Origin of the sequence: Streptomyces sp. NPDC057280, from assembly GCF_042668605.1 — a bacterium.
Lineage (GTDB): Bacteria > Actinomycetota > Actinomycetes > Streptomycetales > Streptomycetaceae > Streptomyces.
In genome coordinates, this window is record NZ_JBHUYR010000003.1 from 100,029 (window position 1) to 114,661 (window position 14,633).

Here is a 14,633-nt window from a genome sequence, read left to right on the forward strand (position 1 = left end):
ACACTGGGGGAGGCGGATCCGCCGGCCGTACGGTCGTCCCATGACGAAGACAAGCGGGGAACAGCGGCCGGGCAGGACCGACATCAAGGTGAGCCTCATCGGCGGTCACCGCCTCGACGGTGCCACGCTCCACGAGCGCACCCTCACCGCCTCCCTCATCGGCGGCGCCGACATCGACCTCACGGACGTCGACATCCCGGACGGCGCCGAACTGCGCATCACCAAGCTGAGCCTGATCGGCGGTGTGAGCCTGCGGGTGCGGCCGGAGGTGCGGGTGGAGGTCAGGGGAATCCGGCTGGGCGGGGTACGGGACGAGGGCCCGAGCGTTCCCGGTGGGCCGACCGTGCGGATCGACGCCTGGGGACTCATCGGCGGCGTCAACGTCCGTCGCTGACGCGGCTGTTCACCACGCCGCTCACATGCAGGCGCTCCCCGCCCCGCAGTTCGAAGCGGTCGCCCTCCGCGCCGTACGTCACCGTGCCCGGCAGCAGCACCGGCGCCCTGAACTCCGCCCGCACCACGCCTGCTTGAGGGGCGCCGTGGGCGGCGAGGCAGCGGGCCACCGTCCACATGCCGTGCGCGATGGCCCGCGGGAATCCGAAGAGGCGGGCGGTGAGCGGGTGCAGGTGGATGGGGTTGCGGTCGCCGGACGCGGCGGCGTACCGGCGGCCGATGTCCCCGGCCAGTCGCCATTCGGCGAGCGGGGGGAGGGGCGCCTGCTCTCGGCGCTCGGCTGCCGGCTCGGGCGCCGTCGTGGTGCGGTGCCGTGCGAGGTACGTGCTGCTCGACTCCCATACGACGTCCGGGCCGACCCGCGCCTCGGTGACGACCGTCGCCTCCGTGCCGCGCCGGTGCGGAGCCAACTCGGCGACGTACACGCTCAGTTCGTACACACCGGTGGCGGGCAGCGGCCGGTGCTGGGTGATCCCGATCGACGTGTGGACCAGACCGAGCAGCGGCAGCGGGAAGTCCCGGCCGCTCATCAGCCGCATCGCCAGCGGGAAGCCGAGCACATGCGGATACGTCACCGGCAGCGCGTCGTCGCCGGTCGCGAACCCGCACACCCGCTCGTAGGCCGCGAGCCGGGCCAGGTCGACGCGCAGGTCGGGCAGGACCAGACGGGTGCGGGGGAAGCCGGCGTCGGGGCGGGGCCGCTTGAAGGGGGACAGCAGCGCGCCCCGGGCCAGGACGGGCGCGAGGGCGGGGGAGCGGCGCAGGACGACGTCCGTCATCACGCCCCCAGCAGGCTCTGGCCGCAGACCCGTACGACCTGCCCGTTCACCGCACCCGACGCCGGATGCGCGAGCCATGCCGTCGTCTCGGCCACGTCGACCGGAAGGCCGCCCTGCGCGAGGGAGTTCATCCGGCGACCGGCCTCCCGGATGAAGAGGGGCACCGCGGCCGTCATCCTCGTCTCGATGAACCCGGGGGCCACGGCGTTGACCGTCACCCCGTGCTCGGCGAGCGCGCGCGGCGCGAGGGAGCGCACCAGGCCGACCACGCCCGCCTTGCTCGCCCCGTAGTTGGTCTGCCCGGCGTTGCCCGCGAGCCCCGCGATGGAGGCCGTGGCGACGATCCGGCCGCCCGGCCTGAGCGTGCCCGTCGACAGCAGCGCGTCCGTCGTGCGCAGCACGCTCGCCAGGTTCACCTCCAGCACCGGACTCCAGCGCTCCGCGGGCATGTTGACCAGGCGCCGGTCACGGGTGATTCCCGCGTTGTGGACCAGGACGTCAAGGCCGTCGGGCAGCGCCGCCGCGATCCGCTCTCCCGCGTCGGCGGCCGTGATGTCGAGGGCGAGGGCCTCGCCGCCGAGGCGCTCGGCGAGCCGCCGGGCGTCCGCCTCGGCCTGCGGTACGTCGAGGACGACGACCCGCGCGCCGTCCCTGGCGAGCGTCTCGGCGACGGCCGCGCCGATCCCGCGCGCGGCACCGGTGACGAGGGCGGTGCGCCCGGCGAGGGGCCGCTCCCAGTCGAGGTCGGCGGGGCCGGTCCCCTCGGCCACCTCGATCACCTGCCCGCTGACATAGGCGGACTTGGGGGAGAGCAGGAAGCGCAGGGTGGACTCGGCGGCGGCCCGGTCGGTGAGCCGTACGAGATTGACCGTCCTGCCCCGGCCGATCTCCTTGCCGAGCGAGCGCGTGAAGCCTTCCAGGGCCTGCTGGGCGGCCGCCTGGTGGTGGTCGGCCGGGTCGAGGGGCGCACCGAGGACGACGATCCGGCCGCTTGCCGCGACGGACCGGACGACGGGGTGCAGGGCCGCGTGCACGTCGGCGAGGCCTTCGACGTCCCGGACGTGGGTGGCGTCGAGGACGACGGCGGCCGGGGGCGCGGCGGGGTCGGGGGCCGGCTTGCCGGCGGTGAGGTGGAGGACCTCGCCGTCCAGCGCGGGCCGCTCGGCTGACCAGCGGTGCAGTTCCGCGGGCTGCGGGAGCCCGAGACGCCGGGTCAGGAAACGGCCCGGCGCGGTGCCGGTGAAGCGCAGATAACGGTCGGCCATGGCCGTCCCCCCACTCGGTGCTCTCTTGCTGACTCTGGAGTAAGGTTACCGGAGGTAAGCCTATGTCACACAGGCCTATGTCACGCAGGAGGAGCAGGTCGAGATGAGCCTTCTTCAGGCACCGGTGACGCGCCGGGTCGCGATCATCGGCGGCAGCCGCGTCCCCTTCGCCCGCTCCGACGGCCCCTACGCCACCGCCTCCAACCAGGAGATGCTGACGGCGGTGGTCGACGGCCTGGTGGACCGTTTCGGGCTCGAACAACCGGGCGCGGTGGGCGAGTTCGTCGCCGGGGCCGTCCTCAAGCACGCCCGCGACTTCAACCTGGCCCGCGAGACGGTCCTCGGCTCGAAGCTGGCGCCGACGACCCCGGCGTACGACATCCAGCAGGCCTGCGGCACCGGCCTCCAGGCCGTCGTCGCCGCCGCCAACAAGATCGCCCTCGGCCAGACCGAGTCCGCGATCGCGGGCGGCGCGGACACCGCGAGCGACGCCCCGCTCGGCGTCAACGACGACCTGCGGCGCATCCTGCTGGCGGCCCGCAGGGCGAAGTCGGCGGGCGGCCGGCTGAAGGAGCTGGCGAGGCTCCGCCCGAAGCATCTGATCCCCGACATCCCGCGCAACGCCGAGCCCCGCACCGGCCTGTCGATGGGCGAGCACGCGGCCGTCACCGCACGCGCGTGGGGCGTGACGCGCGAGGCCCAGGACGAGCTGGCGGCGACGAGTCACCAGCGGCTGGCGGCGGCGTACGAGCGAGGTTTCTTCGCGGACCTGGTGGTGCCGTTCCGCGGCCTGGACCGCGACCAGAACCTGCGCCCGGGGTCGACGGCCGAGAAACTCGCGGCCCTGAAACCGGTGTTCGGTCTCGACGCCCCCAACCCGACCATGACGGCCGGGAATTCGACCCCGCTCACCGACGGCGCCGCGGTCGTCCTGCTCGCCTCGGAGGAGTGGGCGGCGGAGCGCGGACTGGAACCGCTGGCGTATCTGACGGCGTACGAGACGGCGGCCGTGGACTTCGTCGCCGGGGACCCGGCCGGGGACGGCCTGCTGATGGCCCCGGCGCACGCGGTGCCGCGCATGCTGGAGCGGGCGGGTCTGGTCATCGACGACTTCGACCTGATCGAGGTCCACGAGGCGTTCGCGTCGCAGGTGCTGGCGACGCTGGCCGCCTGGGAGAAGGCGGGGCTGACCCCGGTGGACCGCGCCCGGCTGAACGTGACCGGCTCGTCCCTCGCCACCGGCCACCCCTTCGCGGCGACCGGCGCCCGGATCGTGGCGACGCTGGCCAAGCTGCTCGCCGAGCAGGGCGGCCCGGGGCGGGGACTGATCTCGGTGTGCGCGGCGGGTGGGCAGGGGGTGACGGCGGTGCTGGAACGGCCGTAGCGGGCGGTGACGGCGGTGCCGGAGATGCCGTCCCAGCCGCACCGGCGTGACATTGGTTCACACGTAACTGACAAAGGCTCACTTTGCGCCAGATGTTGCACAGACCCGGCCCGGGAGCCTCCCCGAACCCTCACAAGCTCGCCACGTAGGCCTCCTAAGATCGCCGGGTCCCCAAGACCTGACTGCCGGTAACCCCACAAGTCGCACTCGCCGGTGAACGTCCGGGTACGCCCGGTGCGTACCTATGCAGCAGAGCGGTATTGAGCTGCGTGCCCCAGGAGCTGCCCATGTCGTCGTCCCTGCCCTACGCCGCTGCCACCGACTACGACGGCGCGCCCGTGCTGGTGGCACCGGAGATACGTCGGCTGGACGGCGAGGTCCGCGAGGTGTCCGTCCCGCCGGTCGTGTCGCCGGTGACGCACGGCTCCCTCGCCGACCTGCCGTTCGAGAACGCGGAGGCGGGCCCGGGGGACCGGGTGCTCAGCCGCCGTACGCCGGACGGCGGTTGGTCGGACGTGACCTCGGCCGACTTCGCCGCGCAGGTGCTGGCGCTGGCGAAGGGCCTGATATCGGAGGGCCTGGTCCCCGGCGACCGCATCGCCGTCATGGCCCGCACGATCTACGAGTGGACCCTCCTCGACTTCGCCGCCTGGGCGGCCGGTCTGGTCACGGTCCCCATCTACCCCACGTCCTCGGTCTTCCAGACCCGCTGGATCCTCCAGGACTCGGGCGCGGTGGCGCTGGTGACGGAGACCGTCCCCCAAGCCTCCGCCCTGGGCCCGGAGTTGAACCGCCTGCCCGACCTGCGCCACCTGTGGGTCATCGAGAAGGGCCACGTGGAGCGCCTGGCGGAACTGGGCAGCCACGTCCCCGACGCCGAAGTCGACGTACGCCGGGGCATGCTGGTCCCCGACACCCTCGCGACGGTCGTCTACACCTCCGGCACCACCGGCCGCCCCAAGGGCTGCGCGATCTCGCACGGCAACTTCCTCGCCGAGGTCGACAACGCGATCGAGATCCTCCACCCCGTCTTCAAGTCCCGCTCGGACGAGGAGCTGGCGACCCTCCTCTTCCTGCCCATGTCCCATGTCTTCGGCCGCATGGTGGCGGTGGCGTGCGTCCGCGCAAGGGTCCGCCTGGGGCACGCGCCGAGCCTGAAGTCGGACGACCTGCTGGCGGACCTGTCGAGTTTCCGCCCGACGTTCCTCCTCGCCATCCCCTACATGCTGGAGAAGGTCTTCAACAACGCGCGCGCCAAGGCGGAGGCCGGCGGCCGGGTCTCGGCCTTCGACCGCGCGGCGAACGTGGCGATCCGCTACGGCGAGGCGATGGAGGAGAAGGCGGCGGGCACGGGCGGCGGCCCGAGTACGGCGCTGAAGGCGGCCCGCACCTTCTACGACCCCCTGGTCTACCGCCGCATCCGCAACGCCATGGGCGGCCGCGTCCGCCACATCATCTCCGGCGGCTCCCCGCTCGGCCGCAACATCGCGGCGTTCTTCGCCGGGGCGGGCATGGAGATCTACGAGGGCTACGGCCTCACGGAGACGACGGGCGCGGCGACGGTGACCCCGCCGCTCAAGCCCCGCCTGGGCACGGTCGGTTGGCCCCTGCCCGGCATGAGGGTGCGGATAGCGGCGGACGGCGAGATCCTGCTGGCCGGCGGCCCGGTGTTCCGCGGCTACTGGGACCCGAACGCGGGCGGAGTGACCCCGGCGTCGGTCGACGGCTGGTTCGCGACGGGGGACATCGGCAGCCTGGACGACGAGGGCTACCTGACGATCACGGGCAGGAAGAAGGAACTCCTGATCACGGCGGGCGGCAAGACGGTGGCCCCCGCCCCCCTGGAGAACTGGCTGCGCCAACACCCCCTGATCTCCCAGTGCATGGTGGTGGGCGACCGCCGCCCCTACGTCGCCGCCCTGATCACCCTGGACATGGACGGCATCAACCACTGGCGCCAGATGAACGGCAAGCACCCGGTACCCGCCGAACTCCTCGCGGGCGACGCCGAGTTGCAGGCCATCATCCAACGCGCGGTGGACGAGGCGAACAAGCTCGTCTCCCGCCCCGAATCCATCCGCCGCTTCGAGGTGCTGCCGAGGGACTTCACGGAGGCGGACGGTCACCTGACGCCGTCGATGAAACTGCGCAGGGAGACGGTGATGCAGGAGTTCGCGCGGGAGATCGAGGCGTTGTACGAGCGCTGACGACGAGGTTCACAACGCCGATCGGGGTGGCGCGGAGCTGGTGTCGCCGTGGCGGATGAACCACTCGGTGGACAGCAGCCGGGCCTGCTCGGCGAACGGGTACGCGGCGAGCCGCCCGGGCAGGGCACCGCGTGCGACCTCGGTGTGGTGGGCGGCGATGGCGCGCAACTTCGTCTCGAGAAAAGGGCTTACGTCGATGGCGGCGGCGATCCACTCGTCGGGGACGCTGTAGGAGGCCAGCCCCGGCCGCATCAGCTGCCTGCCCAGGTCGCGGGCGGCGGAGTCGGGGTAGGTGGCGAGGTAGAGATCCCGGGGCTGCCAGGGGTCGCCCGCCTCGGGATAGAGGTGCTTCCAGTTGGCCGCCTGGACCGCGAGGACGGTCACGCGGTGGGTGTAGACGTGGTCGGGGTGCCCGGTGAGCCCGCCGTGGGCGTCGTGCGTGACGACGACCTCGGGCCGGAACTCCCGTATGTGCCCGACGAGTTCCCGTACGACGTCGTCGAGAGGCGCGTCGCAGAGACGAGGCCGGTCGGGCGCGGACGCCGGTACGTGGGCGTCGGCGTACCCCAGCAGGCGCGGTTTCCCGGCGCCGAGGACACGGAGCGCCTCCGCCAACTCCCCTTCCCGGGGCGTGCCTTCGGCCCACGTCGCGGTGACCACGGCGGTGCGTGCGCCGGCGGCGGCATGCTGGGCGAGGAGGCCACCGGCCGACAGGGACTCGTCGTCGGGGTGGGCGAAGACGCCGAGAAGGCTGGGGAGGGACATGAGGATGCAGGGTAGCGACGCTGCCCAGTGGCCGTCGAGATCTGTCCGCGTTTTGACCGTTTAGGCGTTTACCGCCGCGCATCGCCGCCCTTCAGCCCCTGGCCTTCGGCTGGCCCGCCCACCCGGCCACGGCGGAGGCGCTAGCGACGCTCGCCGATCAGCTCCCCTGAGAGGAAGGCGGACCAAGCGGCAGGGGTGAGGGTGAGCCGGGGTCCGGTGCTGTTCTTGGAGTCACGGAGGTGGACGGTGCCGGGGCTGACGGCGACCTCCAGGCATTCGCCGCCCTCGCCGCCGCTGTAGCTGGACTTGAACCAAGTGAGCTGCTCGTTGTTCATAGCTCCTCCAGCTTCTGCTCGATCAACTTCCGGGACTCTGCGGGGGAGAGTGCCATGGCCCGCATGATCCCATAGCGGTCCACGATCCTGCGGACTTCTTCCGGGTCGGTGATCAACCGGGGATACCCCTGGACCTCCGTGTACGCCACCTGCCCGTACCCCCGGGGTGTCAGTAGGTTGAACGCGCCGTCCATGTTGGGGTGTTCCTCTGCCTGGGTCGGCATCACCTGGATTTCGAGGTTCTGCATCCGCCCCACGCTCAGCAGACGCCGAAGCTGATCCGCGTGCACACGCCGCCCACCGATCGGCCGGTCCAGCACGATCTCTTCGAGGACGTAACTCACGATCGGCGCGGGCCGACGCTCGAAGACCTGCTGCCGAGAGAGCCGGTCCGCAACACGCCTCTCGATCGTCTCCTCGTCCAGGAACGGTCGCCGCCTCGTGAACACCGCCCGTGCGTAGTCGTCGGTCTGCAGCAGGCCCGGCACGCCATGGTTGGCGTAGAAATGCAGCTCAACCGCCTCCGCCTCCAACCCGGCGTAGTTCCGATACCACTCCGGATGCCTCGTCCTAGCCTTCGTCATCGCAGCCTCGACCTCCGGAACCACCTCCAGCAACAACCCCCCGGCATCCAGCACCTCATCCGCCTTGACGAGCACCTCGGGCCGCAGCGTCCGCACCCCCCGCTCCATCGCCGAGATCGCGTCCGGGCCGTATCCCACGACCTCCCCGAACTCCTTCTGTGTCAGCCCCTTCCGCTCCCGCAGGAACTTCAGCATCTTGCCCAGCGCGACGAAGAGCCCAGCCGTCCCCTCCGCCTCCGCGGGCGTCTCAGGTCGCCTCTCGCTCACCCACCTCACCCCTCCCACCCGACAACCCGTACACACAACCCACCGCACCCGTACAACTACCCAGCGTCGCCGGGTCGCACCTGGTCAGCGTAAGGACAACCCACCACGCTCAGTCACGTGAACACCGAAATCTCCACCCGCCTCAGTGCGACGCCCCGCGGTGCCCGCCTGGCCCGCCGCCTCACCGCACATCAGCTGGACACCTGGGGCCACCCCTACGACGGCGAGGTCAACCGCACCGCCCAGCAGGTCGTCGCCGAGCTCGCCGCCAACGCCGTCACCCACGGCAGAGTCCCCGGCCGCGACTTCGAACTCCGCCTGAGTCTCACGGCCGAGGACACGGTCCGTATCGAGGTGAGCGACGCTCGCCACGACCGCCGACTCCGTTACGTCACCGACCCGGACGCCGACAACGGCCGCGGCCTCATCCTCGTATCGCTGCTCGCACAGGCGTGGGGCGTCAGCGAAGGGAGTGTCGGCAAGACCGTGTGGGCCGAAATCCTCCTCAAGGAACCGGAGTCACCAAGAGCCACTCCCGCCACAACCATCGGCCCTCGTCGTGAGTCTCCCAGCCACCAGACCTAGATCCATGCAGGAGACGCATGTTCACCCGCACCCCCCTCCGCCCGGCGCTCGCCACGGCCATGGCCGTGTCCCTGGCGGCCGGCGGACTGCTCACGGTCTCCGTGAGCGCCGCGAGCGCCGCGAGTGCCGCGAGCGCGGCCCCGGCGAAGTACGCCGACGACTTCAACGGCGACGGCTACCGCGACTACGCCTCGGCGAGCCTCGGCGGCGAGTTCACCGTCACGTACGGGACGGCCACCGGTCCCGGCACGGTCAGCAAGACGTTCACGCAGGCCACCGCGGGGGTTCCGGGGACGGCCGGGGACGCGGGCGGTTACGGCGACTCGTTCGGCGACGACCTGGCCGCCGCCGACTTCAACCGTGACGGATACGCCGACCTGGCCGTCGCCGACTCCTCGGAGAAGGTCGGCTCCAAGGTCGGCGCGGGCGCGGTCACCATCCTGTGGGGCGCGAAGTCCGGCCTGTCCGGCACCGGCGCCGTCCGCCTCAAGGTCACCGCCCACGCCGACTACGGCTTCGGCGGCCAGGTGGAGGCCGGGGACTTCAACGGCGACGGCAAGACGGACCTGGCGGTCACCAACGGGATCGACACCGTCTACATCTACCGCGGCGGGTTCTCCAAGTCCGGCACCACCGGCGCGGTGACCAAGCACGTCTCCGGCCAGCTGCTCGAACCCACCGGTCTCGTCGCCGGCAAGGTCACCAAGGACAAGGCCACGGACCTCTTCGTCCTCGGCCAGGGGTACCACGACGACAAGATGACCCAGGACGTCTGGTTCCTGCGCGGCGGCTCCACGGTCAAGCCGGGCAAGCGGACGGTCGTCAACAGTTCGAAGCCCGACTACAGCCCGACCGGTGTCGTGGCCGACTTCGACAAGGACGGCTACGGCGACCTGGCGGTCAGCGACACCCGCTCCAACAACTCAGCCGGTTCGGTGGTTGTCTGGCGCGGCGGCAGCACGGCTCCGACGACGAAGTACCGCATCTCGCAGTCGACGGCGGGCGTGGCGACGGCCGCGACCAAGGGCGACGCCTTCGGCGGCACCCTGTCCGCGGGTGACACGAACGGCGACGGCTACCCCGACCTGGCGGTCGGCGTCTGGCAGGAGACCGTCAGCTCCCAGTCCGACGCGGGCGGCGTCCACGTCCTGCGCGGCGGCACGTCCGGTCTCACCGGCAAGAACTCGCAGTGGTTCACCCGGGCCACCGCCGGGGTCCCGGGCTCCCCGAGCGAGTTCGGCTGCTTCGGCCAGCTCGTCCGGCTGCGTGACATCGACCGTGACGGCGACAAGGACCTGCTGGTGTCCAGCGACTACTACGGCGGTGGCGTGCTGCTTCCCGGGACGGGCTCCGGCATCACGGGGTCGGGCGCGAAGGACGTGCCGGTGGTGGCGTCCTTCCCGCAGTAGTGGTCCGCGGCCTCGTCCGCTAACGCCCGGGCGTCCGGCGGAACTTCTCCACCAGGTCCGCGAACGCCCGGGCCGACGGGCTGAGCGCGTCCCAGCGCCGTACGGCCCACCCCACCGGCAGCGGCCGCAGCTCCGGCACCGGGATCAGCCGAAGACCGTCGCCCGTCGCGGCCAGTCCGGACAGCTCCGGTACGACCGCTCGCCCCACCCCCAACTCGGCGAGCAGCAGGGCCGTGTCCCAGTCGGCCACGTTGGTGTCGTAGGCCAGTCCGACGCCCGACTCGGCGCACGCCGACTCCAGTTGTGCGGCCGACGCCGAATTGGGCGGCAGCCGGATCAGCCGCACGTCCGCCAACTCGGCGACACCCAGCCGCTCCCGCTCCGCCAGCGGGTCGTCGGCCCGTACCGCCAGCACCCACGGCAGCTCGGCCACCGCCCGCTGCTCGATCCCCCGTACCGGCCGGCCGAGCGTGATCCACGCCAGGTCCAGTGAACCGTCCGCGAGCGCGTCGAAGCTGCCGCGGCCCGAACTCACCGTCCGGAACTCCAGGTTCACGCGCGGATGGCGGCGCCGGAACGCCACCACCGCGTCCCCCATGAAGTGCCGTACGGTCGTCGCGCCCGTCGCCACCCGCACGAACCCGCTCGCCCCGTCGACCAGATCCCGCAACTGCCGTACGGCCAGGTCCAGTCCGGCGATCCCCTCGGACGCCGCCGTCTCCAGCACCCGCCCCGCCTGCGTCGGTACGACACCCCGGGGCCGGCGCTCCACCAGCGCGAGGCCCGTCTCCCGCTCCAGCCGCTTCACATGCTGGCTCACCGCGGACTGCGTGCACCCGAGCTCCCGCGCCACCGCACTCAGGCTCCCGGCCCGGCACACCGCCACGAACACCCGCAGGTCATCGAGGGTCATAGACCCAAGCTAACACTTGGATTCCCCTCATAAATCCCAAGGATTGACTGCACTCCTGGTCCGTACGACGATCTCCACAGGGCCCAACGGGCGGCAACCCGCTCCACCCGGGACGGAGCGGGTGCCGACCCACCCACGCGAAGGGACCTCTTCATGGCGTACGACGCGTTCGCCCAAGCCGACGCACTGCTCAGGGAGTCGGGCGCCGAGCAGACCCCCCACCCCGGCGGCACCCTCCTCACCCACCTCCACCGCGTACGCGCCCGTCTCGCCGTCTGGAACGCCCGCCCCGCCCTCCAACTCGCGGGCCTCTGCCACGCCTTCTACGGCACCGACGGCTTCCCGCACCCGCTGCTCCCGCTCGGCCGCCGCCGCGAGCTCAGGGAAGCGATCGGCGAAGAGGCGGAGGCGATCGTCCACCTCTACGCGAGCTGCGACCGCGAGGCGACCTACCCGACGCTCGCCACCCCCACCGGCGCATTCCACGACCGCTTCACCGGCCGCACCCACACCCCCGCCCCGGCCCTCCGCCGGGACTTCGCCGAGCTCACCGCCGCCAACGAACTCGACCTCGCCGCCGAGGACCCGGCCTTCCGCGACCGCCACGGCCCCGCCCTCCTCGCGCTCTTCACCCGCTTCCGCCCGCTGCTGAGCCGACCGGCCTGGGAGGACTGCACGGCCCTCCTCCCCGGCCCTTGACTTCACAACATCCCCGCGTCACATTCCCCTTTCCGGCATCACATCTGACGATGTATCAGACAGGGGGGCGGACCCATGACGGGCAGCCCGGACGCCGCAAGACCGACCCGCAGACAGGTACTCGGCACCTCCGTGGCCGCCGGATTCGCCGTCGCCGCCGTGGCTCCACAGACCGCACGCGCCGCCGACCTCCCCCTCCAGGGCACCTACGACGTGGTCGTCATCGGCTCCGGAGCGGCAGGGATGACCGCCGCGCTCACCGCCGCCAAGCAGGGGTTGTCGGTCGTCGTGCTGGAGAAGGCCCCCACCTTCGGTGGGTCCGCCGCCCGTTCCGGGGCGGGGATCTGGATTCCCAACAATCCGGTGATCCTCGCCGCCGGCGTCCCGGACACCCCCGCCAAGGCCGCCGCCTACCTCGCCGCCGTCGTCGGCCCCGACGTCCCCGTCGCCCGGCAGCAGGCCTTCCTCGCCCACGGTCCCGCCATGATCTCCTTCGTCATGGCCAACAGCCCGCTGCGCTTCCGCTGGATGGAGGGGTACAGCGACTACTACCCCGAGCTGCCCGGCGGCCTTCCCAACGGGCGTTCCATCGAGCCCGACTACCTCGACGGCCACATCCTCGGCGCCGAACTCGCCCGTCTGAACCCGTCGTACATGGCGGTCCCGACCGGCATGGTGGTGTTCTCCGCCGACTACAAGTGGCTCACCCTCGCCGCCGTGAGCGTCAAGGGGCTCGCTGTCGCCACGGAGTGTCTGGCGCGGGGGACCAAAGCCCTCACGCTCGGGCAGGCGCCGCTCACCATGGGGCAGTCCCTCGCGGGCGGACTCAGGAAGGGACTGATGGACGCCGGGGTGCCCGTCCGGCTCAACACGCCTCTCACCGACCTCCTCGTCGAGAGCGGGACCGTCACCGGTGCCGTCACCCCCGCCGGTCTCTACCGCGCCCGGCGCGCCGTCGTCGTCGGCTCCGGCGGCTTCGAGCACAACCTCGCCATGCGCACGCAGTACCAGCGGCAGCCCATCGGGACCGACTGGACCGTGGGCGCGAAGGAGAACACCGGGGACGGCATCCGCGCCGGGCAACGGGCCGGGGCCGCACTCGGGTTGATGGACGACGCCTGGTGGGGACCGGCCATCCCGCTCCCCGACCAGCCCTACTTCTGCCTCGCCGAACGCACCCTCCCGGGCGGCCTCATGGTCAACGCGGCCGGCGGACGGTTCGTGAACGAGGCCGCCCCCTACAGCGACGTCGTCCACGTCATGTACGACCGGAATCCGACCGACCCCGACATCCCGGCCTGGCTGATCGTCGACCAGAACTACCGCAACCGGTACCTCTTCAAGGACGTCAGCCCGACGTTCGTCTTCCCCGACGACTGGTACAGCTCGGGGGCCGTCCACAAGGCCTGGAGCATCGACGCCCTCGCCTCCGCGATCGGCATCGCGCCCGCCGCCCTCCGCTCCACGGTCTCCCGCTTCAACTCCCAGGCCCTGCAAGGCAAGGACCCCGACTTCCACCGCGGCGACAGCGCCTACGACCACTACTACACGGACCCCTCGGTGCTCCCCAACTCCTGCCTCGCCCCCCTCTGGCTGCCCCCGTACTACGCGTTCCGCATCGTCCCCGGCGACCTCGGCACCAAGGGCGGCCTCGTCACCGACGCCCGCGCCCGCGTCCTGCGCGACGACGGCACGGTGATCCCGGGCCTGTACGCGGCCGGGAACGCCAGCGCCGCCGTCATGGGCCACAGCTACGCGGGCGCGGGCTCGACGATCGGCCCGGCGATGACGTTCGGCTACATCGCGGCGCGCGACATCGCGGGGGCTCAGTAAGATCGCTCAAGCTGTAACAGCACCGCAAGGGACGGGAGCCCGATGGCCGTACGCCGGGTCGGCCACGTGACCACGCATCGAGCCCGGGGCTGGATCCTGCCGATGCTGTTTGTGCTCAGCGGCTCAGCCCTCTCGGCCGGGCTGATCCTCACGGGGAGCCCCGGCACGGCAGCGGCCCTCCTGCTGCTGTTCCTGGCGCTCGCCGGGGTGCACTCACCCCTGTTCTTCCCGAGGTCGATCGGTGCGCGGGAGGCACGACGCCGCAGCGCGGTCGACGGCCGACCGGTCGTCTTCTGGCGGCCCGGCTGCAAGTACTGCATGCGGCTGCGCATCCGGCTGGGCCGCAGCGCCCGCCGGTTGCACTGGGTCGACATCTGGAGCGATCCGGCAGGGGCCGAGGCAGTGCGGGCGGCCAACGACGGCAACGAGACCGTGCCGACCGTCGTCGTGGCGGGCCGGCCGCACACGAACCCCGATCCCCGGTGGGTGCGCGAACAGCTCTCCCCGTCCGAGTGATCAGGCGCGGGCGATCAGGAACGCCTGTGGGGTCAACTCCGTGCCCTGCGCGGCCCGTACGGTCCGTGACACGACCTCGAACCCGGCGGCCTCCAGCAGACCGCCGATGAACTCCGGCTGCCGGCGCTGGAAGTCGAGGATCACGTCATGCCCGAAGGGCCTGTCGTGACGCTTCGGCTCGTCGCCGACCTGGAAGCCGATGAGCAGATGGCCGCCGGGGACGAGGACCCGCCGGAACTCGCCGAACAGCGACGGCAGTTCGTCCACAGGGGTGTGGATGGACGAGTACCAGGACACCACCCCCGCGAGCGAACCGTCCGCCACGTCCAGCGTCAGCATCGACCCCTGCACGAACAGCAGGTCCGGATTCTCCCGCCGGGCGATGGCGAGCATCCCTTCCGACAGATCGACCCCGAACACGTCCAGGCCCAGTGACCGCAGATGCCCGGTGGCCCGCCCGGGACCGCACCCGAGATCGGCCACCGCCCCTCCGGGCCCCACGAGTTCGGCGAACGCGGCGAACATCGCCCGGTCCACGGGCGCCCCCGCGAACGGCTCACGGAACCGCTCGGCATAGTCCTCGGCGACGGTGTCGTAGAACACCCGGGTACGGGTCAGGAAGTCGGAGTCGGTCATGGC

15 protein-coding genes are annotated in these 14,633 nt (G+C 71.8%); 8 read left to right on the top strand and 7 right to left on the bottom strand.

What is annotated here, in order from left to right:
* Positions 1-40 precede the first annotated feature (40 nt).
* A complete protein-coding gene (locus ACFUO4_RS18905; RefSeq protein WP_079306720.1) occupies positions 41-394 on the top strand; it encodes a hypothetical protein in 354 nt (117 codons plus the stop codon).
* On the opposite strand, the gene ACFUO4_RS18910 is transcribed toward ACFUO4_RS18905, so the two are convergent.
* Together ACFUO4_RS18910 and ACFUO4_RS18915 are read right to left on the bottom strand one after the other, a co-directional pair.
* The gene (locus tag ACFUO4_RS18910; RefSeq protein ID WP_383486020.1) at positions 378-1,232 is read right to left on the bottom strand and encodes a MaoC family dehydratase; all 855 of its coding nucleotides are present in this window, start codon (positions 1,230-1,232) and stop codon (positions 378-380) included. The two genes, ACFUO4_RS18905 and ACFUO4_RS18910, sit on opposite strands and share 17 nt — an antisense overlap.
* Positions 1,232-2,497, bottom strand: a complete 1,266-nt coding sequence (locus ACFUO4_RS18915; protein WP_383486023.1) for a 3-oxoacyl-ACP reductase — start codon at positions 2,495-2,497, stop codon at positions 1,232-1,234. The genes ACFUO4_RS18910 and ACFUO4_RS18915 overlap by 1 nt, the downstream gene beginning before the upstream one ends.
* Before the next feature lie 103 nt (positions 2,498-2,600).
* Between ACFUO4_RS18915 and ACFUO4_RS18920 the strand changes: the two genes are divergently transcribed.
* Both ACFUO4_RS18920 and ACFUO4_RS18925 read left to right on the top strand, forming a co-directional pair.
* Positions 2,601-3,881, top strand: a complete 1,281-nt coding sequence (locus ACFUO4_RS18920; RefSeq protein ID WP_383486026.1) for an acetyl-CoA C-acetyltransferase — start codon at positions 2,601-2,603, stop codon at positions 3,879-3,881.
* A 287-nt stretch (positions 3,882-4,168) separates the two neighbouring features.
* On the top strand, positions 4,169-6,088 hold the full coding sequence (locus ACFUO4_RS18925; protein ID WP_383486029.1) for an AMP-dependent synthetase/ligase: 1,920 nt from the start codon (positions 4,169-4,171) through the stop codon (positions 6,086-6,088).
* Between the two features lie 9 nt (positions 6,089-6,097).
* Here ACFUO4_RS18925 and ACFUO4_RS18930 read toward each other — a convergent pair whose 3' ends face one another.
* The 3 genes from ACFUO4_RS18930 to ACFUO4_RS18940 all read right to left on the bottom strand — a co-directional run bounded on the left by ACFUO4_RS18930 (position 6,098) and on the right by ACFUO4_RS18940 (position 8,039).
* Complete coding sequence (locus ACFUO4_RS18930) at positions 6,098-6,853, bottom strand: PIG-L deacetylase family protein (RefSeq protein ID WP_383486032.1); 756 nt, start codon at positions 6,851-6,853, stop codon at positions 6,098-6,100.
* A 140-nt stretch (positions 6,854-6,993) separates the two neighbouring features.
* Positions 6,994-7,188, bottom strand: coding sequence for a DUF397 domain-containing protein (locus tag ACFUO4_RS18935; RefSeq protein ID WP_383486035.1), 195 nt, complete (start codon positions 7,186-7,188; stop codon positions 6,994-6,996).
* On the bottom strand, positions 7,185-8,039 hold the full coding sequence (locus ACFUO4_RS18940; RefSeq protein ID WP_383486038.1) for a helix-turn-helix domain-containing protein: 855 nt from the start codon (positions 8,037-8,039) through the stop codon (positions 7,185-7,187). The genes ACFUO4_RS18935 and ACFUO4_RS18940 overlap by 4 nt, the downstream gene beginning before the upstream one ends.
* Positions 8,040-8,156: 117 nt before the next feature.
* Between ACFUO4_RS18940 and ACFUO4_RS18945 the strand changes: the two genes are divergently transcribed.
* Together ACFUO4_RS18945 and ACFUO4_RS18950 are read left to right on the top strand one after the other, a co-directional pair.
* Entirely contained in the window at positions 8,157-8,624 is a 468-nt protein-coding gene (locus ACFUO4_RS18945; protein ID WP_383486041.1) for an ATP-binding protein, read from the top strand.
* Positions 8,625-8,641: 17 nt separating this feature from the next.
* The gene (locus ACFUO4_RS18950; protein ID WP_383486044.1) at positions 8,642-10,033 is read left to right on the top strand and encodes an FG-GAP and VCBS repeat-containing protein; all 1,392 of its coding nucleotides are present in this window, start codon (positions 8,642-8,644) and stop codon (positions 10,031-10,033) included.
* A gap of 19 nt (positions 10,034-10,052) precedes the next feature.
* Here the strand turns inward: ACFUO4_RS18950 and ACFUO4_RS18955 are convergent, their stop codons facing one another.
* A complete protein-coding gene (locus ACFUO4_RS18955; RefSeq protein WP_383486048.1) occupies positions 10,053-10,946 on the bottom strand; it encodes a LysR family transcriptional regulator in 894 nt (297 codons plus the stop codon).
* 153 nt (positions 10,947-11,099) lie between these two features.
* Between ACFUO4_RS18955 and ACFUO4_RS18960 the strand changes: the two genes are divergently transcribed.
* The 3 genes from ACFUO4_RS18960 to ACFUO4_RS18970 all read left to right on the top strand — a co-directional run bounded on the left by ACFUO4_RS18960 (position 11,100) and on the right by ACFUO4_RS18970 (position 13,994).
* Positions 11,100-11,645, top strand: coding sequence for a DUF6817 domain-containing protein (locus ACFUO4_RS18960; protein ID WP_383486051.1), 546 nt, complete (start codon positions 11,100-11,102; stop codon positions 11,643-11,645).
* A 75-nt stretch (positions 11,646-11,720) separates the two neighbouring features.
* Complete coding sequence (gene kstD, locus ACFUO4_RS18965; protein WP_383486054.1) at positions 11,721-13,478, top strand: 3-oxosteroid 1-dehydrogenase; 1,758 nt, start codon at positions 11,721-11,723, stop codon at positions 13,476-13,478.
* A 102-nt stretch (positions 13,479-13,580) separates the two neighbouring features.
* Positions 13,581-13,994, top strand: a complete 414-nt coding sequence (locus tag ACFUO4_RS18970) for a glutaredoxin domain-containing protein (RefSeq protein WP_383487838.1) — start codon at positions 13,581-13,583, stop codon at positions 13,992-13,994.
* Here the strand turns inward: ACFUO4_RS18970 and ACFUO4_RS18975 are convergent, their stop codons facing one another.
* On the bottom strand, positions 13,995-14,630 hold the full coding sequence (locus ACFUO4_RS18975; protein ID WP_383486057.1) for a class I SAM-dependent methyltransferase: 636 nt from the start codon (positions 14,628-14,630) through the stop codon (positions 13,995-13,997).
* Positions 14,631-14,633 lie beyond the last annotated feature (3 nt).

Coding starts and splice junctions, on each gene's coding strand:
- ACFUO4_RS18905 (WP_079306720.1), top strand. CDS start 41: ATGACGAAGACAAGCGGGGAACAGCGGCCGGGCAGGACCGACATCAAG.
- ACFUO4_RS18910 (WP_383486020.1), bottom strand. CDS start 1,232: ATGACGGACGTCGTCCTGCGCCGCTCCCCCGCCCTCGCGCCCGTCCTG.
- ACFUO4_RS18915 (WP_383486023.1), bottom strand. CDS start 2,497: ATGGCCGACCGTTATCTGCGCTTCACCGGCACCGCGCCGGGCCGTTTC.
- ACFUO4_RS18920 (WP_383486026.1), top strand. CDS start 2,601: ATGAGCCTTCTTCAGGCACCGGTGACGCGCCGGGTCGCGATCATCGGC.
- ACFUO4_RS18925 (WP_383486029.1), top strand. CDS start 4,169: ATGTCGTCGTCCCTGCCCTACGCCGCTGCCACCGACTACGACGGCGCG.
- ACFUO4_RS18930 (WP_383486032.1), bottom strand. CDS start 6,853: ATGTCCCTCCCCAGCCTTCTCGGCGTCTTCGCCCACCCCGACGACGAG.
- ACFUO4_RS18935 (WP_383486035.1), bottom strand. CDS start 7,188: ATGAACAACGAGCAGCTCACTTGGTTCAAGTCCAGCTACAGCGGCGGC.
- ACFUO4_RS18950 (WP_383486044.1), top strand. CDS start 8,642: ATGTTCACCCGCACCCCCCTCCGCCCGGCGCTCGCCACGGCCATGGCC.
- ACFUO4_RS18955 (WP_383486048.1), bottom strand. CDS start 10,946: ATGACCCTCGATGACCTGCGGGTGTTCGTGGCGGTGTGCCGGGCCGGG.
- ACFUO4_RS18960 (WP_383486051.1), top strand. CDS start 11,100: ATGGCGTACGACGCGTTCGCCCAAGCCGACGCACTGCTCAGGGAGTCG.
- kstD (WP_383486054.1), top strand. CDS start 11,721: ATGACGGGCAGCCCGGACGCCGCAAGACCGACCCGCAGACAGGTACTC.
- ACFUO4_RS18970 (WP_383487838.1), top strand. CDS start 13,581: ATGCTGTTTGTGCTCAGCGGCTCAGCCCTCTCGGCCGGGCTGATCCTC.
- ACFUO4_RS18975 (WP_383486057.1), bottom strand. CDS start 14,630: ATGACCGACTCCGACTTCCTGACCCGTACCCGGGTGTTCTACGACACC.